The 25,201-nt window shown below is 61.4% G+C and carries 21 protein-coding genes and 3 pseudogenes; 6 read left to right on the forward strand and 18 right to left on the reverse strand.

The window, feature by feature from the left end:
- Window positions 1–163: 163 nt before the first annotated feature.
- Entirely contained in the window at window positions 164–1,228 is a 1,065-nt protein-coding gene (locus tag SCNU_RS05505; protein WP_009678370.1) for a BtrH N-terminal domain-containing protein, read from the forward strand.
- Between the two features lie 428 nt (window positions 1,229–1,656).
- Here SCNU_RS05505 and SCNU_RS20785 read toward each other — a convergent pair.
- Window positions 1,657–1,822 (reverse strand): annotated as a pseudogene (locus SCNU_RS20785) (PaaI family thioesterase); the annotation flags it as partial.
- A gap of 61 nt (window positions 1,823–1,883) precedes the next feature.
- On the opposite strand from SCNU_RS20785, the pseudogene SCNU_RS21095 reads away from it, so the two are divergent.
- Window positions 1,884–2,100 (forward strand): annotated as a pseudogene (locus SCNU_RS21095) (TetR family transcriptional regulator); the annotation flags it as partial.
- Between the two features lie 111 nt (window positions 2,101–2,211).
- On the opposite strand, the gene SCNU_RS05510 reads toward SCNU_RS21095, so the two are convergent.
- The 6 genes from SCNU_RS05510 to SCNU_RS05535 form a co-directional block, all read right to left on the reverse strand.
- On the reverse strand, window positions 2,212–2,955 hold the full coding sequence (locus SCNU_RS05510; RefSeq protein ID WP_030175636.1) for a TetR/AcrR family transcriptional regulator: 744 nt from the start codon (window positions 2,953–2,955) through the stop codon (window positions 2,212–2,214).
- Window positions 2,956–3,031: 76 nt separating this feature from the next.
- Window positions 3,032–3,949, reverse strand: a complete 918-nt coding sequence (locus SCNU_RS05515; RefSeq protein WP_009678372.1) for an alpha/beta fold hydrolase — start codon at window positions 3,947–3,949, stop codon at window positions 3,032–3,034.
- A 4-nt stretch (window positions 3,950–3,953) separates the two neighbouring features.
- Entirely contained in the window at window positions 3,954–5,024 is a 1,071-nt protein-coding gene (locus tag SCNU_RS05520; RefSeq protein ID WP_009678373.1) for a ferredoxin--NADP reductase, read from the reverse strand.
- Window positions 5,021–5,890, reverse strand: a complete 870-nt coding sequence (locus SCNU_RS05525; protein ID WP_009678374.1) for an SDR family NAD(P)-dependent oxidoreductase — start codon at window positions 5,888–5,890, stop codon at window positions 5,021–5,023. Before SCNU_RS05525 ends, SCNU_RS05520 begins: the two co-directional genes overlap by 4 nt.
- Before the next feature lie 39 nt (window positions 5,891–5,929).
- Window positions 5,930–7,453, reverse strand: a complete 1,524-nt coding sequence (locus SCNU_RS05530) for a flavin-containing monooxygenase (protein WP_040517693.1) — start codon at window positions 7,451–7,453, stop codon at window positions 5,930–5,932.
- A gap of 159 nt (window positions 7,454–7,612) precedes the next feature.
- A complete protein-coding gene (locus tag SCNU_RS05535; RefSeq protein WP_009678377.1) occupies window positions 7,613–8,581 on the reverse strand; it encodes an AurF N-oxygenase family protein in 969 nt (322 codons plus the stop codon).
- A gap of 133 nt (window positions 8,582–8,714) precedes the next feature.
- Here SCNU_RS05535 and SCNU_RS05540 point away from each other — a divergent pair, with 133 nt between their 5' ends.
- The 3 genes and pseudogenes from SCNU_RS05540 to SCNU_RS05550 all read left to right on the forward strand — a co-directional run bounded on the left by SCNU_RS05540 (window position 8,715) and on the right by SCNU_RS05550 (window position 13,835).
- Complete coding sequence (locus SCNU_RS05540; RefSeq protein WP_009678378.1) at window positions 8,715–9,056, forward strand: DUF4873 domain-containing protein; 342 nt, start codon at window positions 8,715–8,717, stop codon at window positions 9,054–9,056.
- 42 nt (window positions 9,057–9,098) lie between these two features.
- Window positions 9,099–12,203: an MMPL/RND family transporter gene (locus SCNU_RS05545; protein ID WP_083812556.1), complete on the forward strand. Its 3,105-nt coding sequence runs from the start codon at window positions 9,099–9,101 to the stop codon at window positions 12,201–12,203.
- Window positions 12,204–12,547: 344 nt separating this feature from the next.
- Window positions 12,548–13,835: pseudogene (locus tag SCNU_RS05550) on the forward strand (ISL3 family transposase).
- 409 nt (window positions 13,836–14,244) lie between these two features.
- On the opposite strand, the gene SCNU_RS05555 reads toward SCNU_RS05550, so the two are convergent.
- The 10 genes from SCNU_RS05555 to SCNU_RS05600 form a co-directional block, all read right to left on the reverse strand.
- Window positions 14,245–14,928: a hypothetical protein gene (locus SCNU_RS05555; protein WP_175284076.1), complete on the reverse strand. Its 684-nt coding sequence runs from the start codon at window positions 14,926–14,928 to the stop codon at window positions 14,245–14,247.
- A 49-nt stretch (window positions 14,929–14,977) separates the two neighbouring features.
- The gene (locus SCNU_RS05560) at window positions 14,978–15,910 is read right to left on the reverse strand and encodes an MlaD family protein (RefSeq protein WP_030175667.1); all 933 of its coding nucleotides are present in this window, start codon (window positions 15,908–15,910) and stop codon (window positions 14,978–14,980) included.
- A gap of 26 nt (window positions 15,911–15,936) precedes the next feature.
- Entirely contained in the window at window positions 15,937–16,974 is a 1,038-nt protein-coding gene (locus tag SCNU_RS05565) for an MlaD family protein (RefSeq protein ID WP_009678382.1), read from the reverse strand.
- Window positions 16,974–18,023 carry an MlaD family protein gene (locus tag SCNU_RS05570; RefSeq protein ID WP_009678383.1) on the reverse strand — a complete coding sequence of 350 codons (1,050 nt, stop codon included), beginning with the start codon at window positions 18,021–18,023 and terminating at the stop codon, window positions 16,974–16,976. Before SCNU_RS05570 ends, SCNU_RS05565 begins: the two co-directional genes overlap by 1 nt.
- Window positions 18,017–19,012, reverse strand: coding sequence for an MlaD family protein (locus tag SCNU_RS05575; RefSeq protein ID WP_009678384.1), 996 nt, complete (start codon window positions 19,010–19,012; stop codon window positions 18,017–18,019). The genes SCNU_RS05570 and SCNU_RS05575 overlap by 7 nt, the downstream gene beginning before the upstream one ends.
- Entirely contained in the window at window positions 19,009–20,013 is a 1,005-nt protein-coding gene (locus tag SCNU_RS05580) for an MlaD family protein (RefSeq protein WP_009678385.1), read from the reverse strand. Before SCNU_RS05580 ends, SCNU_RS05575 begins: the two co-directional genes overlap by 4 nt.
- Window positions 20,014–21,048 carry an MlaD family protein gene (locus tag SCNU_RS05585; protein ID WP_040517696.1) on the reverse strand — a complete coding sequence of 345 codons (1,035 nt, stop codon included), beginning with the start codon at window positions 21,046–21,048 and terminating at the stop codon, window positions 20,014–20,016.
- Between the two features lie 8 nt (window positions 21,049–21,056).
- Entirely contained in the window at window positions 21,057–21,920 is an 864-nt protein-coding gene (locus SCNU_RS05590; protein ID WP_040517697.1) for an ABC transporter permease, read from the reverse strand.
- Window positions 21,921–21,930: 10 nt separating this feature from the next.
- Window positions 21,931–22,668, reverse strand: coding sequence for an MlaE family ABC transporter permease (locus tag SCNU_RS05595; protein WP_009678388.1), 738 nt, complete (start codon window positions 22,666–22,668; stop codon window positions 21,931–21,933).
- A gap of 476 nt (window positions 22,669–23,144) precedes the next feature.
- Window positions 23,145–24,068: a metal-dependent hydrolase gene (locus SCNU_RS05600; protein ID WP_009678389.1), complete on the reverse strand. Its 924-nt coding sequence runs from the start codon at window positions 24,066–24,068 to the stop codon at window positions 23,145–23,147.
- Between the two features lie 466 nt (window positions 24,069–24,534).
- Here SCNU_RS05600 and SCNU_RS05605 point away from each other — a divergent pair, with 466 nt between their 5' ends.
- On the forward strand, window positions 24,535–24,804 hold the full coding sequence (locus SCNU_RS05605; RefSeq protein WP_009678390.1) for a hypothetical protein: 270 nt from the start codon (window positions 24,535–24,537) through the stop codon (window positions 24,802–24,804).
- Between the two features lie 123 nt (window positions 24,805–24,927).
- On the opposite strand, the gene SCNU_RS20795 is transcribed toward SCNU_RS05605, so the two are convergent.
- Entirely contained in the window at window positions 24,928–25,158 is a 231-nt protein-coding gene (locus SCNU_RS20795) for a hypothetical protein (RefSeq protein ID WP_008382249.1), read from the reverse strand.
- Between the last annotated feature and the right edge of the window lie 43 nt (window positions 25,159–25,201).

Genomic DNA, 25,201 nt, shown 5'->3' on the forward strand with positions numbered 1-25,201 from the left:
TCCACTGACGAAAAGTCGCGGCTTCGATAGCCTGGCTCGCGAATCGGCCTTTCCCGCCGAGCTCGACATCGACCCATGGGCTATGCATGCCCCAACCTGGAACGCATCCTGGCAATTGACTGGTCTTCGACACCAACGCCCCGCGACTCGGAAAGGACGGCATATGCTCCGCAAGACCTACATCCAGGGTTACCCCCATCAGATCGGGGGCCACTGTGGTTCAGGCGCGATGCGAGATCTGCTGCACTGGCACGATCTCGGGTGGGACGGACCGCCCAGCGAAGGGCTCGTATTTACCCTCGGGGGCGCCTTGGGGTTGTCCTATCTTCGATCGAATGCCCTCGTTCCACCGCTGTATCTGGTGGGACGAGGTGCCGACTTCGAAGTCGACCTACCCCGCCGGCTCGGCGGGCAGGTCCAGGTCCTCACCACCGATGATCCAGAGGAGGGATGGTCGTGGGTACGCGACGAAATCGACTCCGGTCGACCAAGCCTGGTGTGGGGCGACATCGCCGAGCTACCGTATCTGAGGGTCCAGATGCAGATGAGCCGCCACGACATCGTCGTAATCGGCTACGACGAGGACGCGGGCGTAGCGTTCGTCGTAGACAACGACCGGGCCGAGGTGCAGGCGGTCCCCTTCCACTCGCTGGCTCGGGCCAGGTCTTCGACGTCGTTCCCACAGCCGACGCGCCACTGCACGTATCGCATTACCTGGCCGAGCGAGCTCCCCACTATCGGCGACACTGCAGCGGCAGCGTTTCGGCAGTCTGCTGACAACTTGCGTCAGGCATCGGGGGCAAGCATCGCCGATCTCACCGCAGCCAGCGGTGCCGAGGGCTTGGCCGCTGCGGCAGCGCTGGCCGCCGACGTCCACGCCTGGGCCGACCTTCCAGATGACGAACTTGAAATCTTACTGTTCGGCCTCGGCGCGTTCATCGAGAAGGCAGGCACCGGCGGCGGGTTGTTCCGACGCTTACTCGCCGAGGGGTGCGCTGAGGTCGCAAGACTGACTGGCGACCTCGCCACAGCAGACCTGGCGCAAGCCGCCGACTGCTGTGCGCGGGCCTGGACCGAGACCGCGCGCGCCGGGATCCAGCGCGGTGCTGATGTGCGAGCTCGCCTAGATGCGGTGGCCGAGGCCGCCGGTCGACTGCCAAAGGAGGAGACTGATCTTGTCGAGGCTTTGGAACTTGCGTCCAGCTCGTTGGCGACTGCAGACCACTAACCGTCGTCTCGTGGAAATAAGATCAGGAGCCCATTATGTAAGACGAAGTTGTTGTAGAGAACGGCGTTACACGGGGAACACGTTTTGTTGCGGTGGAACTTTGATATATCTCTCAAAAGAGAACGCTAGTGACAAATACACCATGGACGCATCCCGCCGGCACACTCGACGGGGTCGCTGCGCGACCAGCTCATCGAACTGATGTGAGTAGTTCGACCAGGACAACGACGCCGAGCAACGAACCGACACCGACGCCATGATCAGGACCATCACCAGGTTCGCTTCGATCAGTGAACTCGAGTGGGCCGGCAGGCTGCCTGAACATATGGGCGGTGGAGAACAGCAAAGGCCTCGGCCATCCTGTCGCTGTGGCTGCTCGAGCAGGGGAATCGGTTGTCGATGTCCCTCCACCGAGACCGCCCGAGTGCGCCAGCTCTCCCGCGCGGCGGGCCGCTGATGCGGTGCGGGCGGCGCAGCGGGACCGGCAACAGGTACTCGACTGTGAGGCGGCGGGTGACAGCCGGGGTTGCAGCAACCACAAGGTGAGCCCGGCAGGTCGTCCCACGCCGCGGCGATCGCGCCGCCGTGCGCCATCGCCGAGAGTCGTGACATGCAGGGGCGCTGCGGCAAAGAGGGAAGCTTGTCGGCTGAGCAGCGGGTAATCGACCAGTACCGCCAACCATTTGAAGCCATTCTGCAAAGCTCTCATGCCCGCGAGGAACTAGACGACTTCGACATCGAACTCGCAATGTGCCAACTTCTCGGACCGCTGGTATTTCGCACGAAGAACCGGGCTACGAAACATCGACCGGCACGACTGCGCGCACATCGTTGACGACTTCCTCGCCGCCCACCAACGCACACACACCCCTCAACCGGAACGCACGATCAACCCGACCGCAACGCAAAGAATCGGTCGAATCGCGCCGCCACTGGCAAAACAAGTTCGGCGAATGGCTCGCTGCCAAACATGGTCAGTCCACTTAGCGGCGGGACGCGAACCCGGGATGACTGAATGGCAGACCACGTGAGAAGGCGACGCCTATGGTCGCGCCCGCGCCATCGATGATTCCCCACGTCGTTTCCAACAGGTGTGCGGCGAAGAACTTGTCGTCCACCCCTTGCTCACGACCGCCGTCGGTCCACCACTGCGTCGCAGATAGACCAGAACCCAGAATGGACGCCACGGCCATGGGAATAATCGAGGTATCTGCATGAATACGCTGCAGAGATTCAGTAAACCGACCGGCGATGACCTCCATCACCGACCTCAATTGCTCCGCAACTCCGCCGCTTCCCGATCCGGAGTACTCAAACAAATGATTCGCCATGAGAAATCTGACGACCACGGGATGTTGCCCGACGAGCGCGACGTACGACTGGATAGACGAGCGAACCATGTCGTCGACCGAAGCATGTTCTTGCTCGGCAAAAATTGTGACTTGCGCCGACTCCCACATCAACGCCCCGAGCTTCGCCGCCACCGCCCCGTTCAAGCCCGCTTTGTCGCCGAAATAGCGGTACAGCTTCGGTTTAGATACCTCGGCCTCCGCAGCGATGTCGTCCATGCTGACGCCTACGCCACAGCGTTCGATGGCCCGTATGGCCGCCTCGACCAGCTGTGCGCGTACCGCGACCCGATGTTCATCCCACCGCGTGCTACGGGCATCACGCACCCGACGCTGTACCTGAGATGGTGCGGAGGAAACGCGACGGACGACTGACATTGTGGAAGCAACGATACCGGAAGGGCCCTCCCCCCGCAATCATCAGCTATGTGCGTCCGGTCATAGGCATCAAGAGTTAGCCTTTCTCCGTGGCTGCGTCCAATCGCGCCACCGCTTCGTTGAAATCGTTCGGTGCCTCCATGTTGATCATGTGACCGATCTGCGGCAACACCACGAAATCGTGCAGCTGGCCGCGCTGCTGCAGCCGTTCGGCGAGATCGGTGGAATGAACCTCGGGTGTCAACCTGTCGGCAGAGCCCACGATCACTGTCGTCGGAACCGCAAGTGAGTCGACTCCTTTGCTGACATCGATAGTGGCCAGGACCCTGCCCCACATTCCCCGAACCGCAGGGGGGCAACGCAGTACTATCTCAGAACACTCAGCCACAACGTCGGCCGACGCGTGTGGACCCATCGTCCCGTACTTCACCAACCGCTGGTTGAAGCGCGTGTCGAGCATCTCCGGCCCCGCCATGGCGAGCCCGGCTGCGAAGGCCCGCTCCAATGAGGCGCGGAATCGGCGCGGCGACCTAATCAGCGTCGATCTACTTACCAACTGGGAGGGTCCAGTGCTCGCCAAGACGGCACCGCGGGACAGGAGGGGCACCGACTCCGGGTGCTCGGCAGCCCAACCCATGACCGACATCCCGCCCATACTGTGACCGGTCACCAATGCCTTACGACTCGACGTGACGACAGCCCGCAGGACAGCCTCGAGGTCGTCGCCGAGGACCGACGAAGAGAAAGGGGTATGACCCCGGTCACTCCAGCCGTGCCCTCGTTGGTCATATACCACCACACGGTGTGTGTTGGCGAAGTGTTCGATCTGAGGTCTCCAGAATCGGCCCTGGCAAGCCCACCCGTGGCTGAACACCAACAGCGGCGCATCATCACCCAGCCCGTACTCCTCAACGAACAGCCTTGTGCCGTCAGTGGAGAGAACCTCCCGCGACCGCCGCGACAGTAGGCCAGCTCCCGAAGAGTCAGAGGTCATCGAGTCAGAGGTCATCGAAGCTCACCGTCACAGCGTCGGTGAGCGGAAGTGCCTGGCACGCGAGTCGCTCACCGTCCTCAATGTCATCGTCGACGAGGATGTTGTTCTGCACCATGTCGACATCACCCTCGATGAGCTTGCACACACACGCGCTGCACGCGCCCTCTCGACACGAGTACGGGGCGTTGTGCCCTCGTGAGAGCAGCACATCGAGCAGCGGCGTGTTACGTGGCCACTCCGTGGTGATGCACTCTCCGTTGAGATAAACCGTGGCCGTCGCCACACCCTCATCGTCACTGAGTCGACGCAGTGTGGCGGTGTCGAACGGGTCACCCGCCAGCGACTGGAACACCTCCCGATGTACATCCGAATGGTCCACTCCACACGCGGTGGCAGACCTTTCCACCAGATCCATGAAGGGGGAAGGGCCGCAGGTGAAGATCACCGATCCCTTGTGATCACGAATCATCTTCTCGACAGCCTCGGATGTGGGGATCCCGTTCTCCGACTCAAGCCAGTCGACCAAAGTGAACCGCTCGGGGAATTCGGATCTGATCTGCTGAAGCTGGCGCTCGTACATGATCGAATCGGCGTCAAGGTTCGCGTAGAACAGGACGACTTCCCCACTGCCCGACACCAGTGCCGACTTCACCAGCGACAGGATCGGCGTGATGCCGCTTCCGCCGGCGAAGAAAAGCATGTCGACGTCGAGGCTCTTAGCGGTAAACTTTCCCGACGGCGTCAGTACGGTCATTTCCATGCCGACGGAGACGTTGTCGCACAACCAGTTTGACGCGTATCCCCCAGCGGTGCGCTTCACCCCGATCTCGAGGCGGAAGTCATCGACATGAGGTGAACTGCTCAGCGAATAGCATCGTGCGACGTGGCCCGTCTGGTCGGACGGGATCTTCAGCGTAATGAACTGCCCGGGTAGATGCTTGAAATCGTCGACGATCTCGTCAGGCACTTCGAAGGCGATGCTCACCGAGTCCTTGGTCTCTTGCACGACCTCCGACACGGTCAGCGTCCGCGATCGCGCGGTGGTGCCCGGCCGATTCTCCTGCTCGACGGTCATTTGATGATTCCCCGCTTGCGAGCGAAGGCGTAGCCCGCGCGGGTGATAGGCGCAGAGATGTCCTGGTAGCGCGGACCCACAACGCGTGCGACAAAGTCGAAGCCCCGTGCGTCTGCGCCGATCAGCACTCGGGGCTTCTTCTTGTCCATTCCCTTGAGGATGGTGGACGCCGCTTTCTCCGGAGTGGTCCTGGCGATGCTGTTGAACATTGTGGCAATGGTGGCGGTATCTGCCCCCATATCGGATACACCCCGAGCGTTATTGACGATATTTGTCTTGACGCCGCCGGGGTGAACGCATGTCACTGTGACCGGATGCCGACTGATCTTCATCTCTTGGCGAAGCGCTTCGGTGAAGCCACGCACACCGAACTTGGCGGCGTTGTAAGCACTTTGACTGGGAATACCGACCAGACCGAAGACGCTGGAGGTATTCACCAGATGACCATCACCGGAGGCGATCAGATAAGGCAGGAAGGCCTTCGTCCCATTGACGACACCGCCGAAATTGATACCCATCAGCCAGTCAAAGTCCTCCCAAGACATGTCAACAACGTCGGCGCCGAGGGCGACGCCGGCGTTGTTGAACACCATGTTCACGCACCCGAAAGATGACTGGACGCTGTCGGCGTAATCCTGGAAGGCAGCACGATCTGCCACGTCCAACACGGCGGTCTCGACTTTCGCCCGATGCGCGGTACGGCACATAGCCGCCGTCTCCGCGAGATGCACCTCGTCGACGTCGGACAAGGAAAGGCTGGCCCCGCGTGCGGCAAGTTGAAGCGCAAGGGACCGGCCGATCCCTGAAGCGGCTCCCGTGACGACTGCGACCTGGTTCGCATAGTTATCTGTTGTCGAACTACTCACTGTTGAATACTCACTTCTCGATGACCTACGGCTGGGTTGTCAGGCGATCTCGTACTCGGCGGGCTTGAAGTCCTTCGTCGCTCGCCAGTACTGCCAGGTGAACCCGGGCCACACCGTACGGTTGACACCCTGCGAGTCCAGATACCAGCTCGTACACCCGCCGTTGGTCCATACCCCCTTGGCGAGCTTGTGCTGAATGTTCTTGTTGAAGTGTTCTTGAACCTCGGGCCGCACATCTACACGCTGCGCTCCGCGACTGTCGACGGCGTCGATGGCCTTCATGATGTACTTGATCTGCTGCTCGATCATGAATACGACAGAGTTGTGTCCAAGACCTGTGTTGGGCCCGAGCAGGAAGAACAGGTTCGGGAAGCCCTCGGTGGTGATGCCGAGGTGGGTGTTGATGCCCGTCCGGTGCCAGTGCGACGGCAAGTCTTCGCCCCGGGCGCCCTTGAGCGCGAGTTGATCGAATCCGTCTGTGACATGGAACCCTGTGGCGTAAATGATCACATCGACAGGATGTGACACGCCGTCAGCGGTGACGATAGAATCCGCGGTGACCTTTTCAATCCGATCACTGATCACTGTCGTGTTGGGCGCGGCGAGTGCAGGGTAGTAGTCGTTCGATCCCAGGATGCGTTTGCATCCGATGCGGTAGGACGGCATCAGCTTTCTGCGTAGCTCAGGGTCGGCGATAGAACGCTCGATGTTCCATTTCGCCACTTTTTCGATTGGTCGCATAAGGTTGGAGTGGCCGTTGAGCCCGAAGGCCAGGCTCTCTGCGCCCCAGTAGACCGACCACCGAGCGAGGCGGCGTGTGATAGGGATCTTGCTGAGCACGGTCCGAAGTGCCGTCGGCACCGCGAAGTTCTTGCGTGGAAGTACCCAAGCCGGGGTTCGCTGGAAGACCGTGAGTGTGCCGGCCTCCTTCTGCACGAATGGCACGAACTGAATCGCGCTGGCACCGGTGCCAATGACGGCCACCCGCTTGCCCTGGAGATCCACCGTGTGGTCCCACTTTGCCGAATGGAATGCCTGGCCGGCGAACTCATCGATTCCGGGGATGTTCGGATAGTTCGGGATGTGCAGAGCGCCGACACCGGACACGACGTACTGCGCGATGTACTCCCGGCCCGACTCGGTACGCAGGTGCCACCGAGATTCGGACTCGCTCCAGTATCCGGAGACCAACTTCTGCCCAAAATGGATCTTCTGAGTGACACCACGCTTGTCGGAGATCTCTTTCAGGTACTGCTCGATTTCGGGCTGCGAAGACCACACCTTCGACCAACTACCGCGGCTCTCGAACGAGTAGGAGTACATCAGTGACGGCACGTCGCATGCGCATCCTGGATAGGTGTTGTCGCGCCACGTCCCACCGACAGAGTCGGCCTTTTCCAGCACGATGAAATCGCTATACCCGCGCCGGCGGAGCTGCACGGCCATACCGAGGCCAGAGAAGCCGCTGCCGATGATGAGTACCTTGGTAGTTATGGGCTCGGCTATTCCCGGGTCTGTCGCCGTGGCGGCGCGCGCCGCGCGCTTGGTGTTGGAGGACGGCATTGAGTGAAAATCTCCTGATCAAATACAGCAAACGGACCTGCACGGCGCGGGAACGCGTCGCAGGTGTGAGAATGTCATCCACCCGAGCCCACGAACGGAGACATCCGAACGTGGGGTCGGGGGATGGACTGGTGGCCGCGCGGACCCGGCCGGGTGTGGTTAGCGCAGATCGTCGGGCAGGCTGCGCGTTGCGCGCCACATCGCCATCGTGAACTTCCCCTCCATCATCCCGGCCTCGTGGAAGAACCGGATCATCGGCTCGGACATGAACTGCAAATTGACCCGATAGTTCGGGCTCGTCTGCTGCGTCCAGAGGCCGCGCAGACGGTTGATTCCGACAGCGGGGTACACCTTCGGATTGATGAGCAACGGGTACGCAAAGTTCGCAACGGCCGCCAATACGCCTCGATGCCAAGCGCGCGAGATGCGTCCGCGACGCTGCATCCCCTCCACCATTTCCAGCCGCGCGAAGGTGATGTGGCGGGCCTCTTCGAGAACGTGGATCTTCATGAGCTGGCGCAGCTGCGGCTGCATTTTCGGGTCATTCATCGCCTCACGCTGAGCGCGGTCGAGTATCTCTTCGATGAGCAATGTCGCGCCGGATACAGACGGGCCGAGAGGCACAAAATGCAGAATCTTCGCGAAGCCCAAGAATCCCTTCGGCAACTTGTACGGCGCCAGTCCCGTCTTGTTGATCAACCGGGCAAACATCGTCGAGTGACGTGCCTCGTCGCCGATCTCGTTAAGGGCGTAGAGGGCCCTTTGATCTGTCAGGGCACCTTTGGCAGATGTTCGGAGCAGCGCCGAGCTGAGCAGATTCTCCGCGTAGATACCGAAGCTGAGAATGCTCACGATCTCGTGACGCCCGAGCTCCACCTTCTGCTCATCGCTCATCCTCTCCCACAGCTTGGTGCCGTAGAGCGAGACACGATGCTCGGGCAGGAAGTACTTTCCCTCCTCCCAGGGCGAGTCCCAATCGATGTCGATCTCCGCGTCATAGAATTTTTCGGCCGCCGCCCGCAGCAGTCGGCCGGCAGATCTCTGCATGTCGACAGGCTTGCGGGCGCTGACACGCGCAACGCCTTCCGTCGAGAAGTCGGGCTTGATCTCCACATTTTGAACGGTCATGTGACACCTCCGTTGTGTTCCGGGCCGAGTTGAGTCTCGACTTCATACCCGATACTCTGGGTACCCGATACTGCTAGTGTCACTGCCAGTGTGTTCTTTTGTCAAGGCTTGATGTGAAGAAAGTGAGCTTTACGTGTCTGACGACCACGATCTCGACTACTCCGGCGTGGGCACCTTGGTGTGCCGCGGCAAGGAGATTGCTGTCCGGGTGAAAATCAAAGGCTATTTCCAGCCCCTCAACGGCTTGTACACCTGGTACGGCAGGATCGACAAAAATGATGCGCTCGACGCCCTCCTCGCGGGCAGGCGCACGGTTGCTGTCTTCGTGACACCAGAGGGCCGCGCCGAGTGCGTCGTGGGCGATCCTGATTTCTGGGACCGCTATCGCATTACGGGCACGAGCAGGCCGCCGTACCACATCCCCACCACGCTCGAAGACGTGGAGTCGATAGCAGAGAGTGAACATCACAGCTGACCGACCCGCACGGAGCCGCCTGTGGGGCGTTCCCCCAATCCAATGAGTCCGAGAGGAAGTTCGTACGTGGCCAGGTCGTCGATCGTTCACAACCGTCCATCAAGGCGTTCTGCCGGCACCGGTGAGTACAGCGCTCAACTGGAAAAGGTCGCCTGGTTCACGTTGCGGCGCAAGGGATTCGTGGCGTCGGTCTGGGTCGTGGTTGCGGTCGGCTTAGCGGTGCTATTCCCGCAGCTGGAGTCCGTGATCCGACAGCAGTCGGTGGACCCGATACCCGCGGGCGTACCGTCATTTCAGACGCTCGACCGGATGGGTGAGGCGTTCAATGAGAAGGGGGCCAAGACCACCGTCTTCGTCGCCATGGAGAACGACAGGGGTTTCTCGGACGCCACCCGCGCCAGGTATGACGAATTGGTGACCGCACTGCGTGCGGACACGGAACACGTCATCGCAGTCCGCGATCTGCTCGGCGACCCGCTCACGGAGAGTCAGGCGCTGAGCAAAGACAAGAAGGCGTGGTATCTGCCTATCGGTGTCACCGGGACGTTGGGCGGGCCGGACGCTGCCAACGCCGTGGAAGCGGTCCGTGACACCGCGAACGAAATCTTCAGTGGTACCGACACGATTGTTCGGGTGACCGGTCCACCTGCCACGTTCACCGACCAGCTCGCGGTGGGTGAGACCGATCTGGTCGTGATCACGCTCGCCACGGTGCTGTTGATCGCCGGGATCCTGCTGGTCGTCTACCGATCGATCTTCACCGCTCTCATGCCGCTGCTGGTGGTCGGCATGAGCCTGGCAGTGGGCCGCGGGGTGCTCTCGGGTCTGGGCGAATTGGGCATGCCCGTGTCTCAATTCACCTCGATGTTCATGACGGTAATCATCTTCGGCGCCGGAGTCGACTACTCCGTATTCCTCATAAGCCGGTATCACGAGGGCATCCGGGCGGGCGATACCCCTGACGTGGCCATTGCGAACGCCAACGCAACGATCGGTCGCGTGGTGCTCGCGTCCGCAACGACAGTTGCCTTTGCTTTCTTAGCGATGGCGTTCGCCAAGCTCAGCGTGTTCAACACGCTCGGCCCGGCGTGCGCGATCTCTATCGCCTTCGGCTTCCTGGCAACCGTCACTTTGCTGCCCCCCGTGCTGTCGTTCGCGGCAAAGCGTGGCGCGGGGCTACCTCGTCGTGACCTCACCAGACGGTACTGGCATCGGGTGGGAACGGGGGTGATCCGGCGTCCGGTCCCGCTGCTCGCGGTGAGCCTGGTGGCACTGATCGCTCTCGGCCTCATCGCGACCACCATGACGATCACCTATGACGATCGGGAAGGTCAGCCGCCGGACACCGGAAGCAACGAGGGATACGCGCTGCTGAACCGGCACTTTCCCAAAGACACCATCATCTCCGAATTCCTTCTGGTGGAGTCGAACAAAGACATGCGCACCGGCCAGGGACTGGCCGATCTTGAACAGATGGCGTCGCGCGTCGCGCAGACTCCCGGTGTCACCCGCGTTATCGGGGTGACTCGCCCGACGGGTGAGAAGCTTGAGCAGGCTGAGTTGTCATGGCAGAACGACCAGATCGGTAGTGGTATCACCGAACAGACCGGTGACGCACAGTCGCGGAAGGGCGAACTGGAGCTACTGAGGACCGGGTCCTCACAACTCGCCGACGGTCTTGCTTTGCTGAACGAGCAAATCACCACCAACCTCGCGCCGCTGTCGGGGTTGCTCGAGCAGGCCTCGTCGGCCGGCGAGCAGCTCAGCCAGTATCGTCCGCTCGTCGATCAGCTGGCTGCTGCGGCGCCCGCACTCGATGAGTTTTCCCAACAAGCTCCCGAGCTGTCTCGAGTGGCACGACAAGCACAGTCGGCTGCCGACTCCGTCGCACCGGCGTTGAGTGCACTCGATGCTCCCTGGTGCGTCCAGATCCCGCAGTGTTCGGCCTTGCAGACACAGACCTCGGACATCCGCGCATTGGCCGACAACCAGTCCCTCGGTCGTTTCGCGGACTTCGCTACCCAGCTCGGTGGAGTTGAGGGCCCGGGAACGGCGGACCTCGCGCAGTTGCAGAGCTCATTGAACGTCCTCGACTCCGCGCTGCAGACGATCAACGGCCAGGACCTCGGCAGTCGGTTGTCACAGCTCCAGACGGGCGTCCGAGCGCTCGCCGACGGGGCCCGACAGCTGTCCGGCGGTGTGAGCGCATTGGTGGACAGCAACGTACAGCTGCTGGCGGGCCTGTCTCAAGTGGCCGCCCAGCTACGCGCGCCCGCCCGGGACATCGGCAACACTGACTCGGCAACGGGATTCTACCTACCCGCCGACGCGTTCAAGGATCAACAGTTCAGCCAAGTGGCGCGCCAGTTCATCTCGCCGGATGGCAAGACTGCTCGCTTTGTAGTGCAGACCGCCTACGATCCGTATACCGCGGATGCCATGACGTTGGCGAACAGTCTGTCGAAGGTGGCCGAGGACGCCATGCCGAACACCACGCTGCAGGGTGCGCGCGCATCTGTCGCCGGGTTCCCGGCGATCAACGCCGACATCCAACGACTTCTGGCGTACGATTTCAAGTTACTCGGATTCGGAACGCTCCTGATAGTCGGCCTGATCCTAATGCTCTTACTCAGGGCGATCGTCGCACCGATCTATCTACTGGCCACTGTCGTTCTCAACTACGCAGCCGCTCTGGGCATCGGTGTCCTAGTTCTGCAACACATTTTCGGCAATGAAATTGCCTGGCCGGTCCCGCTGGTGTCTTTCATCGTTCTAGTGGCAGTGGGGGCCGACTACAACATGCTGTTGGTTTCCCGGCTCAGAGAGGAATCGGTGGCCAATACCCGGCTCGGAGTTCTGCGCACCGTCGCATACACCGGCTCGGTCATCACCTCGGCCGGTTTGATCTTCGCGGCGAGCATGTTCGGACTCATGCTGGGATCGATCGACGTGATGGTGCAGATCGGCTTCATCATCGGTATCGGGTTACTCCTGGACACCTTTCTCGTCCGCACGATTGTCGTCCCTGCGCTGGCAGCATTGTTCGGCGAGGTGAGCTGGTGGCCAGGGAGGGTGCACCGCCCGGCCGGTGAGCCGGATTCCACCGAGGGCGGGCTTCGGGTGCGACACCGGGTGACGGTCGACTGACCGGCGGCGAGCGGCGAGGTTTCCGTCATCCCCCACGCTTGGATTTGCATGCACGAACCTGTCGGCGAATCCCTCGATTAACGACTTGCCGCACCGGCGCACCACCGCAGGCGACCAGACTAATCGACGAAAGATCCACATCCAGGGTGCGATGCCCGGCGGGACCGGTTGCCACCAACGGCACCAGGAAACTGGCTCTTCCTGATTGACGGTGCGTAGAACGGGTTCTACCGGGCACAAGATGTAGGTCGGGTTCGGCGGCGGCGAGCCGGGGATGCGGGCGGGTCCTGTGGTGTGAAGATGAAAGCTCCTACACCTCATCACTCACACCGACAGGACCCTCGTTGCAGCGTAGCGCCATTGCCGACACGATTTGCCGCACGATCGAACTCGGGGTGACGATCACCGATGCCGCTCTCGACGGCGAGGATCGCACACACCTGTTCTGCGAGGTCTTGGCCCCGAAGAGTAGCTGCCCGAGGTGCGAGCGGGCGGGTCGGTTGCGTGATCATGTCGATCGTGAGGTGGCAGATCTACCGATCGTGGGCCATCCGACCCGGTTGCATCTGAGGGTGCCGCGCTACGCCTGCGAGAACGGCGCGTGTGGTCAGGGCATCTTTCGCGCCGACATCTCGGCGATCGTCGCGCCGCACGATCGCGTGGATTCTTCGGCGGATGATTCTGGACAAGATGAGCGTCTCTGCGGTCGCCGCGTCGGTCGGGTTGGGCTGGAACACCGTGAATGCCCTCGCGTTGCAGGCGGCGCGTACGGTGGCTTCGGCGCCTGGCCGACTCGACGGTGTCAGGGTTCTCGGTGTTGATGAGCACAAGTGGAAACATGTTCGCGGCAATGGTGATTCGAGTTTCGTGACCGTGCTGGTCGACCTCACACCGATTGTGGATGGGACCGGGTCGGCGCGCTTGCTGGATATGGTGGCCGGCCGGTCCAAAGCGGCGTTGAAGGACTGGCTCGATGCCCGCGATGACTCCTTTCGGGACCGGATCCGGGTGGTCACCATGGACGGATTCACCGGGTATCGCACCGCGACCGCCGAGGCATTGGATAAGGCGCGGGCGGTGATGGACCCGTTCCACGTGGTCCATCTGGCCGCCGAGAAGCTCACAGTGTGTCGTCAACGCGTGCAACACGATACGTGTGGGCACCGCGGCCGCACGGGTGATCCGCTCTACGGTATCCGCCGACCACTGCTGACCCGGATCGCGTTGCTGACAGACAAGCAGAAGGCCCGGCTACGTAGCGGGTTGGAGGCTCACGAGGAGCACGTGGCCGTCTCGGTCACCTACGCGATCTACCAAGAGCTGATCAACGCCTACGGCCAGGAGAACAAGCGTGACGGCAAGGTCGCGATGTACAAGCTGCTCAAACGGATTCATACCGGCGTTCCGTCCGGGCTGGCAGAGTTGGCCCAACTCGGCCGATCATTATGGGCGCGGCGTGCCGAGATCTTGGCCTACTTCGACACCGGCGCCTCCAACGGACCCGTCGAAGCGATCAACGGCCGCCTGGAACACCTCCGCGGGATCGCGTTGGGCTTCCGCAACCTCAACCACTACATCTTGCGGTCACTCATCCACTCCGGCGGCCTCGCACAACACCTCGACGCACTCTGAATCAGGAAGAGCCAGGAAACTATCAGTGATGATGGCCCGCCGGTCCTCAGCGTGGTTCGCCGATGAGCTCAAGTCGGACGCTGAGACAACCGCAACGTTCAGGGTGCGCAGGACGGCACCTTGAACGGAACTGCAGCGTACGCGCCTCCAAGAGGTTCCACAGCAAAGTGGCGACACGGTCATCGTCGCCAACACCGGTGCTACCCAAGAGCATTGGTCAGTTGACCCGCATCGTCCCTCAAGGGACCAGTACGGCTCGAGCCGGTTCGTTTCCGCCCGTAGGTGATCACCTTGTCTTACGGCGTCATTCGGTCGCGACGTGGCGGAGAATCGACGTCACCGTCAAAGGTGACCGTCCTGCATCGTGTTCTTCATGGGAACTCCTTCTGCGGAGCAGGCAGTCTCAGTCTTATTCAGCTGGGCCATAGTTCTGGATCTGCCAGCCCCCAGCCGTTTTCGACACGACCACCTTCAACAACGTCGGCAGTTCACTCGGTTGCGGGTTCTGCACGTTCTGCGTCTTCTGGCTCGCGAAGACCATCACCGTGTACTCGCCGTCGGTGTCACCGGTGACGCTGGTGGCCAGCACGCGTCCCGACGCCTGCACCTGGGCCTGCTGCATGATCTGCGTCAGCGTCGGTCGAACCTCGTCGTAACGCTTGACGAGCGCCTCACCTGCGTTCTCCTTGACCGCCGCAAAAAAGGCGTCGGTGTTCTGATAGCTGTAGGTCAGGGACTTGGTCGTGTAATCCGAGGCGGCCTCCGCCGCCGCAGCCCGTTGCGCGGCGTCATTTTCCAATACCGACTTCGCGTCGTCGGCCTCGAGGTAGAGGTAGGCGAACACGCCGACCAGCACAGCGAGCACCACGATCACGGCCGAAACGACCACGGCAGCACGTGATCGCGGCCATACTGACCAGCGACGCCCACTCGGCGAGGGGGAGTCGACGTCGCTGTCGTCAACCCCCGTCGCGGCTACGGAAGCGGTTTTGGCGTTGTCGTCCACCAGCAGATCGCTATCCGTCGCCGCTGCTGCCGCGGCGTCCTCGACCTCAGTGGGCTCGGTGTGCGGTTCGGTCTCGTCATTTGTCATCTGGGGCCTTCTGTGTACTTGTGGTGACAGTCCGCGTGGGACATGGTTGTCACCGTGGTGACGGCGACACGGTGAGGGGGACCTCCGCGCGACCTGGTCCCGACGCCGGGAAGGTTCGGGCGAGGAGGTCGCCGATCGACCCGAAGTCGACGTAGGTGTCCGCGACCTTCGCGGTCGCCGGTTTCACCGCCCGGGTGATCGTCAGCAGATCCGGCTGCAGGATCTGGATATAGCCGCTGAGCTTTTCCACAAGCTTCAACACCGGAGGCCACTTGTCGTACGAAGTAGTTGTAAACTCGATGAACGCCCGTTGAATGCGCGCCAGTCCGTTTACGGCGTCAGGGGTGCGCACAGCTGCCGTACTGAGGACGTCCCCGGTATTGGACATGAGGCCGAGCAGGAACTCGGCGTTGTCCGCGGTCACCCGGACGGACCCATCTTTGCCGACGAAATTGACTAAACGGTGCATCATGTCGCCGATCGTGTCGAGGTCTTCCTGCCGTCCGGCGACGGCCTCGGCGACGGTCTTGTTGATGGACTCGATCGATGCCGGGTCGAGTCCATCTGCCACTGCAGCCATCTTCGGCAACACCTGGGGCACCGATTGCGACACGTGCACCGCGTCCGCGGGCACCACATCTCCGTTGTGGAAGTACCCGCCGGTGGCCGTGCCCGTGGGCACGAAGTTGATGTACTGTTCCCCCGCGAGCGACAGATTCTGGATAGACATCCCGCTGTCCTGGGGGATCTTGTGGTCCGAATCGATCGTCATCTCGACCTTAAGTGCCGAATCCACGACGTTGATGGAGGCCACTTTTCCGACGGGTACTCCCCGCACCATCACCGGCGACGTGTCCAGTAGACCGCCGGAGTTGTCGATGAAGGCGGTTAACGAGTACTCGGAGCGGGTGGGGTTGACGCGTGCCACGCCGACGACGAGGTAGCCGAGCCCTACGACGAACACGACGGCGAGAGCCACCATCGATATGAGCGTGCTGCTGCTGCGGTTCACGGCATCATTCCGATCGATTTCAACACGGTTATGAACGATTCGGCGTCACGCCGCGCCAGGTCCCGACCATCGATGGAGATGTCCGAGAGGTTAATGTCCGGCGACCCCACGAATGGAATGAGTTTGTCGCGGATGACGCGCGTTGCCTGCTCCGTGACGGACTTCGAGTAGATGTCGGAGTTGGCGATCGAAGCGATCACCGGGGCGATCGCGGCCACCGACTCCTTGATGCGTGAGTACTCCGGATCCACGATCCTGCCCGCGGCCGTAGCGAAATCACGCAAGTTGGCGATGAGTAGCGCGACGTCGATCAAGGAGTAGCCGAGGCCATAGAAGTTGCGTCCGCCCTTGGTCAGCATCCGGTCGATTCCCGACGGGTCGTCCAAGATCACTTTCAGAGTCTCATCAGCCGACCTCAACACTACGTCGAGCTGGTCGGTGTTCGAGGAGACCTCCGAGACGGTCTCCAGCGTTGTCCGATACAGGGCGTCGAATTCCTGCGGATCCTTGGGGAACGTGGTGTTCAATGTCGAGATTGCGGTGTGGATCTTGTCGAGCTCACCGCCGCCGAGGACATTCGCCATCCCGCGCATGACGTCCTCGACATTTGCTGCCGGCTCGGTCCGTGCCAGCGGGATCACCGAACCCGACCGCAGCAACGCACCCGTCGACGGCTCGACTGGGGGAAGGATGGCAACGTAGATCTCACCAAGGAGAGTGTCTTGACGCAGCTCAGCTCGCGATTCGCCCGGCAGCTGAGTGTTGTTCTTGATGCGAGCTTTGACGACCGCATGCCCGTTCTCGTACGTGACATCCTCGACGGCTCCGACGCTGAGCCCCTCTGAGAGGACTTTTGCGAGGGCCGGCAGGTTGAGTGCGCTGGTGAACTCCATCTCGATGTCGTAGCCGTTGCCGTCGGAGGTCCCTATGGTCGGCGGATTGTCGGCGTTGATCCCACACGACGTCACGAACACCATCGCTGCCATCAGTACGACCATCATGGGTCCGAAGCGTGAGCGGTTGACCGAGATCATCAGGCCCCTCCCCCCATCATCCCGGCGATCGTCCTTGACGCATCGCCGGGCCCGCAGACGCCGTTTGCCGCCGACGCGGCGCAGCCACTGACGAGGCTTCGCAAAGGCAGCGACACTGCGAATGCCCGCACGATCGACTTGGCATCGGGGTGTTTCACGATGAGGTCTGCCGTGCGGGCTGCGACCGCTGCCACCATGTCCGGCTGCTCTCCCATGCCGGCGATGAGCGGAACGGCAGCATCACCGATCGCGAATATTGGGGGCCCGAAATCCGATGCGAACCGCGAGAGGATCGGTACGAACGTCCCCGCGTACTCGACTGCCGCGCCGAACGTCTGACCGAACGCGACGATGACATTGATGGCACCCACGAAGTTGTCGAAGAGGGCGGTCAGCTCTTTGTCGTTCTCGGTTGCCACCCCCGTCAGTGTTGCGAGGTTCCCGACGATCCTGCGAATCTGTCCATCCCGCTTGGCCGGGTCGTTGATGAGCGTGGCAGAGTCCTTGATGATCCCGGCCACGTCACCCTGTGTCCCTTCCAGATTGCGGGCGACGAGCTTGAGGGACTGCAGGACGGCGTCGGTGTTCCTGCCGTTGTCCTTGACCAGGTCCTCGGACAAGTTGCTGATCGAATCGAGCGTCTGACTGACGCCCAGCGGGGTTCTCGTCTTACTCAACGGAATGCACTGATTCGTCTCATATCGGGCTCCACCGGAGTACGGCTTGCTGAACTCGATCTGACGTTCGGTCACGATGGACGTCGACACCAGAGTCGCGCCGACGTCGGCAGACAGCGGCACGCTCTTGTCGATCCGCATGTCGATCCTTACACCGGACTGACCTTCATTCTGGTGCACCCCGACGACGCTGCCCACCTTCTTGCCGAGCATGGCGACTGCGTTGCCTTTGAAGACGCCCGATGCATCGGTGAACTCTGCGCACAGGGCGCGCGTGTCGTCGGACGCCGTCCGCCCTATCCCGATACCAGCGACCACCACAACCACCACGGCGATCAGGAGCAGCAGTCTTCGGACCCAGGTGGTCAGCATTTGTCGTCACCACTCGGAATGCACACACGAACCTCTGGTTCTGGGGTGGCCGGCGCACCGACCGGCGCCTGGAGGAGGACGCCGAGGCGCTGAGTGATCTGATCGACCTGTGTCAGGGCATTGGAGTAGCCCGGCAGCTCTGTCGACACCTTGTCCAGGAGCGTCTTGAACTGTTGCACGGACGGTTCGATCCCATCGCGGTACGCCACGAGCGGCCTCGTCAGAAGTTTGAACAGACGCCTGAGATAGTCGAACCCGCCGCGGACGTTCTGGATATCAGGTCCCAGCGTACTGGCCAGGAAGCTGAGTTGACGGAGAAAGTCGACCAGCACCTGTTTTTGGTCGGCGAAAGCTTTGACGTATTCATCCGATAGAGCGACCGTTTTGTCGAGCTGACCGTACTGTCGCTCTAGAAGGTCCATCAAACTGCTGGTGTTCCTCAGTGCGTCGGGAATGTTTGTGTTGCCGTCGGAGAACGCATTCTGCAGCAGCGACGCAGTTTGACGGAGATCGACGCCGTTCACATCACGGAACACCGGCGTCGTCGTCTCGAGCGTGTTGGAGATGTCGTAGGTACTCGATGTCTGAACAAGGGGGATGGCCCCCGACAGCGCGGTCGGTCCTGACCCTGGGTCCAGATCGAGAACTCGCCCGCCGATCGGCGTGATCAGGCGAACCGCTGCGGTAGCATCCGAACGGACTGACACCGAGTCGTCGAGTCGAAATTTGACTGTGATAACCGTTCCCGTGAGGTCCACCGACGACACCCTCCCTTGTCTTATCCCCGCTATACGCACCTGATCACCCGACTCCAGCCCGCCGGTGTTGACCAGATGGGCCGAGTACACCTTTTGACCGGGCGGTGAGATATACACGGCCCCGGCGATCACCAGACCGACCACCACCGTCACCACCACCACACCGGCGACGATGAGGTCGCGTCTGCGTTCGGGCTGGTGATGCGATCGATTTCGATTGAACAACCTCACTGACACACCACCAATCGTTGCCCCATAAGCGCAATCTTCGCTGTATCCGGCAGGGGCAGAAGACCTTTCGAACATTGCGCCTCGCTCGGCGTGGAGTTCGTCGCAGCGGTCAGCGAGTCCATAAGGGGCTTGAGCAGCACCGCACCGTTGAGTAGACCCTCTAACTCCCCGGGTTCTCGCGCCAGACGCTGATAGATCGCCGCGAAACTCTGGTCGTACGTTGACTCAAGTTGCTCGCCGGTGATGACCGTCTTCGACATGGACCGGTTGACCTCGCGTAGCGACTCTCGCAGCCGGTCACTCACGCGGCTGAAGGCGTCGACGATCGATCCCAGCTTGTCGACGAGTTCGACCATCTCCGCCGAGCGGCCTTCGAGCTGGTCGGAGACCTGGCCAAGACTCGTCACAATATTCGTGATGATCTCAGACCGCTGGTTCCCGTAGGCGGTGATGTTGGCGACCTGCTTCAGAACAGGCGATATACCCCTTCCATCACCTTGAGCAACGCGCAATAAATTGGACTGCAGTTCATTGATCTCGTCGGCATTAAGCGTGTCGAACACCGGCTTGAATCCGTTGAACAAGGTGGACACATCAAATGAGGGAACAGTCTTGTCGAGCGCCACCTGTGTGAGTGCCCCCTGTGTCTTCCCCTGTTCCGCACCGATCAATTCGACATATCGCTGTCCCAGAAGATTCTGATAACGCACGGCGGCGGTGGTGTTCGATGTGATCGTGACGTCGTCGTTCAGTTGGAAATGAACGACCGCCGTGGCCCCTTTCAGGTCGATCGCCGTCACATAACCGACCTTGACTCCAGCCAGCCGCACACCGTCGCGAGGCTTGAGCCCGGATGCATCGGAGAAGACCGCAGATCGTTCAGAACTCGGTCCATCCGAGCTGGGTTCGAGGATGGCGATGATCACGTAGGTGAGAACGCCGATGACTGCGGCGAACGCGACGATCTTGATGATGGTGGGAGTTAACGACTTGAGCTTCATCTACCTCGGTCCTCCTACTGCAAGCGCGCTCTGCAGCGCAGGTGACGTCTGCACTACCAGGGCGACCTGAAGTTGCACTCGCTCGCCGACCTGCGGCGTGGCCTTGTCGATGCTGTCCAGGATCTGCGGGATGGTGTAAACGGTCCGCGCGAGCCCCGATGCCGATCTGGCGACCGGCCTCGCCAAATCGAGGCCGACGTCCAGTAGTGAACTCAACGCCGGGTAGTTTTTGCTCAACAGTCCTCCGAGTCCGCCGAACAGGACCTCGCCGGTGTCGTTGAGGTTGCCCTTGGTCTGTTTGATGGCCTCGTCGGTGGCGAAGAAGTCCGCGATGTCGACGTTCATGAGGATGCCCGGAATGAACGGCTTCATGAAGTCGGCAACACCCTCGGACACGTCTGCCGCGATCGCCAAATCCTGGCCCACTGGCCGCTGTTGAACGTCCCGAGTGAGCTGCGCGATCTGGAACATGAGTTTGCCGGCGTCGGCAAACGTTTGGGAATCGTCGACCACAAACTTCACCACAGAATTGAACGCTGGCTGATCGAGAGCATTGACCAGCTTGGAAAGTTTTCGAATCAGGGTCGATACCGAAGTTTGTTCGGACTGCTGCTTGCTCACATAGACACTGCCACCATCACGGATGAGCGCTCCCCGCCCAGGGTCGACAACCTCGAGTGCCGTCGGCCCCAGCGCGCTGGCGGACGTGTAATTCACCGCCAAGCCCTGACTCAACCGGATGTCGTCGTTCGCTCCGGTGAGCTCGATTTTCACATTTGTGCTTTGGTCGCGCACCGACACCGAGGACACCTTGCCCACCGTGAAGCCCCGATACTTCACCTCCGATCCGCCCTTCAACCCGTCACCAATCGCGTCGGTGGTGATCGTCACTGTCTTGTTATCTTCAAATTTTCCGGTTGCGTTTGACACCAGAAAATAGGCCGCAACCACCACTACGACGAGGACCCCAATCCCACGCAGTGTCAAATTTGTTATTGAGGGCGCGCGCCCTGACGGATCTTTATAAACAGCCACTTCAACCCCTAGCCCGAAATCCTGACGCCCGAATCGAAGCCCCACATCAGCAGGGTCAAGATCATGTCCTCCACAACAATGACGATGAGACTGCTGCGGATCGCTCGACCAGACGCGCGGCCGACGCCTTCTGCTCCACCGGTGGCGTAGAAACCCTGGTAGCTGTGGACGATGACGACCGATACCACGAAAATTAGGACCTTGATGACTGAGAACACCAGATCCTGCGGTTTGAGGAACGCATTGAAATAGAAGTCGTAGGTGCCACCTGACTGACCGTGCATAAGGATGACGACCAGTTTGGCCGCGACGAAACTGAGTATCAGCGTCACGATGTAGAGGGGAATGATAGTGGTGATCGCTGCGACCACGCGCGTGCTGACGACGTACGGAATCGGCCGCACCGCCATCGACTCGAGTGCGTCGATCTCTTCGGCGATGCGCATAGAACCGATCTCCGCAGTGAGGCGACAGCCGGCCTGGGCTGCAAAGCCGATCGCAGCGATCATCGGTGCCAACTCCCGAGTGTTGGCGTATGACGAGATGAACCCGGTAAGAGACCCCATCCCCACCAGGTCCAGCGAGGCGTAACCCTGAATGCCGATAGATGCCCCCACAGCCATTCCGAGAATGACCAGCACGACCGCGGTACCCCCGCCGACCAGAACAGCGCCTCGTCCCCAAGCAAACTCCTGTATGTACAAAAGCGTCTGTCGTCGATAGGTGGTCGCGACGTGACGAATTCCTGCGACGGTGTCGATGATGAACGTGGTGATGTGCCCGAGTTGTGCAGGGACTTCGGCGAGGGGCGTCACAGAACGCACGATCGGACGAGTGACAGAAGTGAAACGGGTGGATGGTACTGCGGTCACGTGTTCTCCGTCATCCGATGGTCTGCGGGACGAACATAATTGTCAGCTGGGTGATGACCACGTTGATGACGAAGCACGCCACCACCCCCAGGACCACGGTGGCGTTGACAGATTCGGCCACACCCTTCGGGCCGCCTTTCGTGGACAGACCCCGGTGACATGCGATCGCCACGACCACGAGACCGAACACCACTGACTTGATCAGTGCCACCACGATGTCCGCCGACGAGGCGAACGAGGCGAACGAGGCGACGTAACTTCCCGGCGTGATGCCCTGGACGTTGACGCTCAGGATGTAGCCGGCCACGAGACCGGTAAACACGATCAGCATGCACAACATTGGAGCGACGATGAGAACCGCAACGAACCGCGGTGCGACGACTCGACGGGTCGGATTGAGTCCAAGAGTTTCCATGGCATCGATTTCTTCACGGACGGTGCGTGCGCCAAGGTCAGAGGCGATGGCCGACCCTGCCGCACCACCGAGCAGCAGCGCTGTCACGATCGGGGCCCCCTGCTGAATGATCCCGAGTCCACCAGCGGCGCCGGCGATGGACGTGGCCCCGACCTGCTGGGTCAGACTTCCCACCTGCACCGAGACGATAACGCCGAACGGAATCGCCACCAGGATCGCCGGCAACGTCGTGACGGTGATGACGAACCAGGTCTGTACAACGACCTCCCGAAACGGAAATCGTCCGGTGACAATGTCATACACGGTCCACCGCAGTGCCTGGCCGGCGAGCATGGTCGTGTTCCCGAAGGTCGCAAGACTATCCGTCGCACGACCAGTGACTCCCGTAGCGATACTGCTCTCCTTCATATGGCTGCACAGCCCTTCAATGGTGTGCATCACAGTATCAGGTACTTCGAGTACTTCAATACATGATTCGGAGATTCCTGCCGGAGTTAGCGCACTGGCCGGGTCAACGTCGGACAGCGAATCGGTGAAGTCGTCCGTCGCCGCATTTACCGAAGCTCTCGGAGACATCGAGCAGCCCGGCCAGGGCTTCCCCGCCGGATCTCGGGGCGGTCCAATACCAGCAGCGGATGGAACCGAACGTTTTTGGCTCTTCGCAGTTGAGGGTGTAGAGGTGGTCGGCGCCGCGTGCTGCTCGTTATAGGAATGATCAGGGTGAGTGCCCACCGCGCCATCTCGATGACATCGAGGACCATCGTGGTGCGACGACGGGGGTCACAGGTACCCACCGACGCGGCCCTCGTTCAGCAGCGGTCCGAGCGGCGCTGACGTCCACCCACGAGGTTGTCCGTCAAAATACCTTGGTCGCCGAACAACTCCGAGCGCCAGGTCTTGAGCAGATAGTCTGTGGGGTTGTCGCTGGGATGGAACCCGCGACGCGTGTAGGTTCCTAACTCGCGCAATACATCTCGGTTGATCCACGGGTTGGTGCGCATAGCCGCCACGCTTCGCAGAAGACGAACCGGGTTGTACGTGGCGCGATCGGTGAGCATTGACGCCAGCGTGGACACGGTGACAAGTCCCAGAAACGTGATGTGGATCCCGCGCATCGTGCCGATACGCAGAGCTTCGCTGCCACCGATGGTCCGGTAGACGTCGAACGCCACCGCTTTGTGTTCGACCTCCTCGTAGGCGTGCCACAGCAGGAGTCCCCGCACCTCGTCGGAGGTGAGTAGCGCGCGTGCCTCGGTATTCGTGAGGAGCAGAGAGGCCAGGGTCGCCGTGTAGTGCTCGAGGCCGGCGGTCATGGCCAAGGAGAATTTGTGCGGCGCGTGACGGTAGATCATCGCCAGCGCTCGCTTGGTGAGGCGGTCATTGATCCGAGTGGGGTAACCCATTTCCTGGAGATGCTCGTTGATCTCGCGGTGCTCGCGTCCGTGTGTAGCCTCTTGGCCGATGAACCCGTCGACCTGCGCCCTCAATGTCGCGTGGGCGATCTCATCCTTGTAGTACTTCACCGACCGGATGAAGAAGTCCTCGCCCTCCGGGAAGACCGATGACAGCATGGACACGACGTGACTCATGATCAGGTCGTCGGAGACATAGTGTCGGTTCATGGAGCCCTGCGGATAGGAGAACTTGATCCGCCTTGCACGGATGGGCGCTGCCTTGAAGTCGACCACACCGGCGTCGTCGGTAGAGCTGATGGCGGGTTGCTCCGCGTCCATGCTGTCCTCCGGTCCCGTTCCGCCACACCAGAATATGTGTGTCAGCAGCCACAGCTCGATTCCCAACTATCAGTCCGCAGAGACAGTGTTGTCAATGGTCGATAAGGCCCCGATGGGGGTGCCGCGGTCGGCGAACGCACACTTGATGGCACCTGCCCAGGCCGAAGTAGACGCCCTGTGGGGCCGCGCCGAAGGACCCCAGCCGGCATAGGCTGACATCGCCAACTTGCGCTACGTACAACGCTCGGCCGACCAGCTGCGGCCGCGCGCAGCTGGTGCGCCTGGCCAGCAAGCAGTTTGTCCGGGATCGGGAACTGGACCTGGGTGCTTCAGGGTACTTGAGAGAACTAACCCGTGAACCGCGATCATTTCGCCCGCCCCACCTCCGGCATGTGGTCTTGTCTCACGACCGCCGGTGCGCTTGGCTCTGATGAGCTATCGAATCCACCTCACAGAAGGACACCCAATGCCCAACCAGACCACGTCCGTTCCCGCCGCTGCCGGAGCCGTCTTGGCCGCGACCGGCTTAGCACACTTGGTGGTGCCGCAGGCGTTTCATGCCATCACCGCGTCGGCGTTCCCGAAGGACACCACCACGTGGACCAAGCGGAACGGGGTCACCGAGGCCGTCGTGGGCACCGCGATCGCGATTCCGGCGACGCGGAAGGCGGGGCTGGTCGCACTGGGCGCCTACGTTGCGTTCCTCGGTTCGCGGATAGTTCTCGCGAGACGGTGACACTCACCCGGTGCTGGACTGATTTCGGTCCACCGGGAGTTCTGACGGGCCACCGCCGCCGGGTCGATGCCCGGCGGGGCGGTGGGAGATCACGATTGGATCTGTACGTCCCCGACCCACCACCTACGAGGTGAAGCCGGGGATCGGGTACTGCCCGTTGAGGCTGTGCTGGCCTACGTCGGCGATCTTGTATGCCTCTGGGGCGTGCCGGGTGTGGGTACGCACGTTGCGCAGAAACGGTCGAAGCCGTACTTGGGATTGATCCCGCGCCGTACCGATCACCTCGAAGATCCCGCTGTTGAGGTTGAGCGCGGCAGTGGTCGCCAACGCCTTGACCCCGGACACCTTCACCATCAGTTCGCCGCGGTCCTCCGGGTGAGAGCATCACCACTTGTCC

The organism is Gordonia neofelifaecis NRRL B-59395 (assembly GCF_000192435.1).
GTDB lineage: Bacteria > Actinomycetota > Actinomycetes > Mycobacteriales > Mycobacteriaceae > Gordonia > Gordonia neofelifaecis.

Coding starts and splice junctions, on each gene's coding strand:
- SCNU_RS05510 (WP_030175636.1), bottom strand. CDS start 2,955: ATGTCAGTCGTCCGTCGCGTTTCCTCCGCACCATCTCAGGTACAGCGT.
- SCNU_RS05505 (WP_009678370.1), top strand. CDS start 164: ATGCTCCGCAAGACCTACATCCAGGGTTACCCCCATCAGATCGGGGGC.
- SCNU_RS05605 (WP_009678390.1), top strand. CDS start 24,535: ATGCCCAACCAGACCACGTCCGTTCCCGCCGCTGCCGGAGCCGTCTTG.
- SCNU_RS05565 (WP_009678382.1), bottom strand. CDS start 16,974: ATGATCTCGGTCAACCGCTCACGCTTCGGACCCATGATGGTCGTACTG.
- SCNU_RS20795 (WP_008382249.1), bottom strand. CDS start 25,158: ATGGTGAAGGTGTCCGGGGTCAAGGCGTTGGCGACCACTGCCGCGCTC.
- SCNU_RS05535 (WP_009678377.1), bottom strand. CDS start 8,581: ATGACCGTTCAAAATGTGGAGATCAAGCCCGACTTCTCGACGGAAGGC.
- SCNU_RS05515 (WP_009678372.1), bottom strand. CDS start 3,949: ATGACCTCTGACTCTTCGGGAGCTGGCCTACTGTCGCGGCGGTCGCGG.
- SCNU_RS05570 (WP_009678383.1), bottom strand. CDS start 18,023: ATGCTGACCACCTGGGTCCGAAGACTGCTGCTCCTGATCGCCGTGGTG.
- SCNU_RS05520 (WP_009678373.1), bottom strand. CDS start 5,024: ATGACCGTCGAGCAGGAGAATCGGCCGGGCACCACCGCGCGATCGCGG.
- SCNU_RS05545 (WP_083812556.1), top strand. CDS start 9,099: ATGAGTCCGAGAGGAAGTTCGTACGTGGCCAGGTCGTCGATCGTTCAC.
- SCNU_RS05580 (WP_009678385.1), bottom strand. CDS start 20,013: ATGAAGCTCAAGTCGTTAACTCCCACCATCATCAAGATCGTCGCGTTC.
- SCNU_RS05560 (WP_030175667.1), bottom strand. CDS start 15,910: ATGGTGGCTCTCGCCGTCGTGTTCGTCGTAGGGCTCGGCTACCTCGTC.
- SCNU_RS05600 (WP_009678389.1), bottom strand. CDS start 24,068: ATGGACGCGGAGCAACCCGCCATCAGCTCTACCGACGACGCCGGTGTG.
- SCNU_RS05595 (WP_009678388.1), bottom strand. CDS start 22,668: ATGCTCGCCGGCCAGGCACTGCGGTGGACCGTGTATGACATTGTCACC.
- SCNU_RS05555 (WP_175284076.1), bottom strand. CDS start 14,928: ATGACAAATGACGAGACCGAACCGCACACCGAGCCCACTGAGGTCGAG.
- SCNU_RS05530 (WP_040517693.1), bottom strand. CDS start 7,453: ATGCCGTCCTCCAACACCAAGCGCGCGGCGCGCGCCGCCACGGCGACA.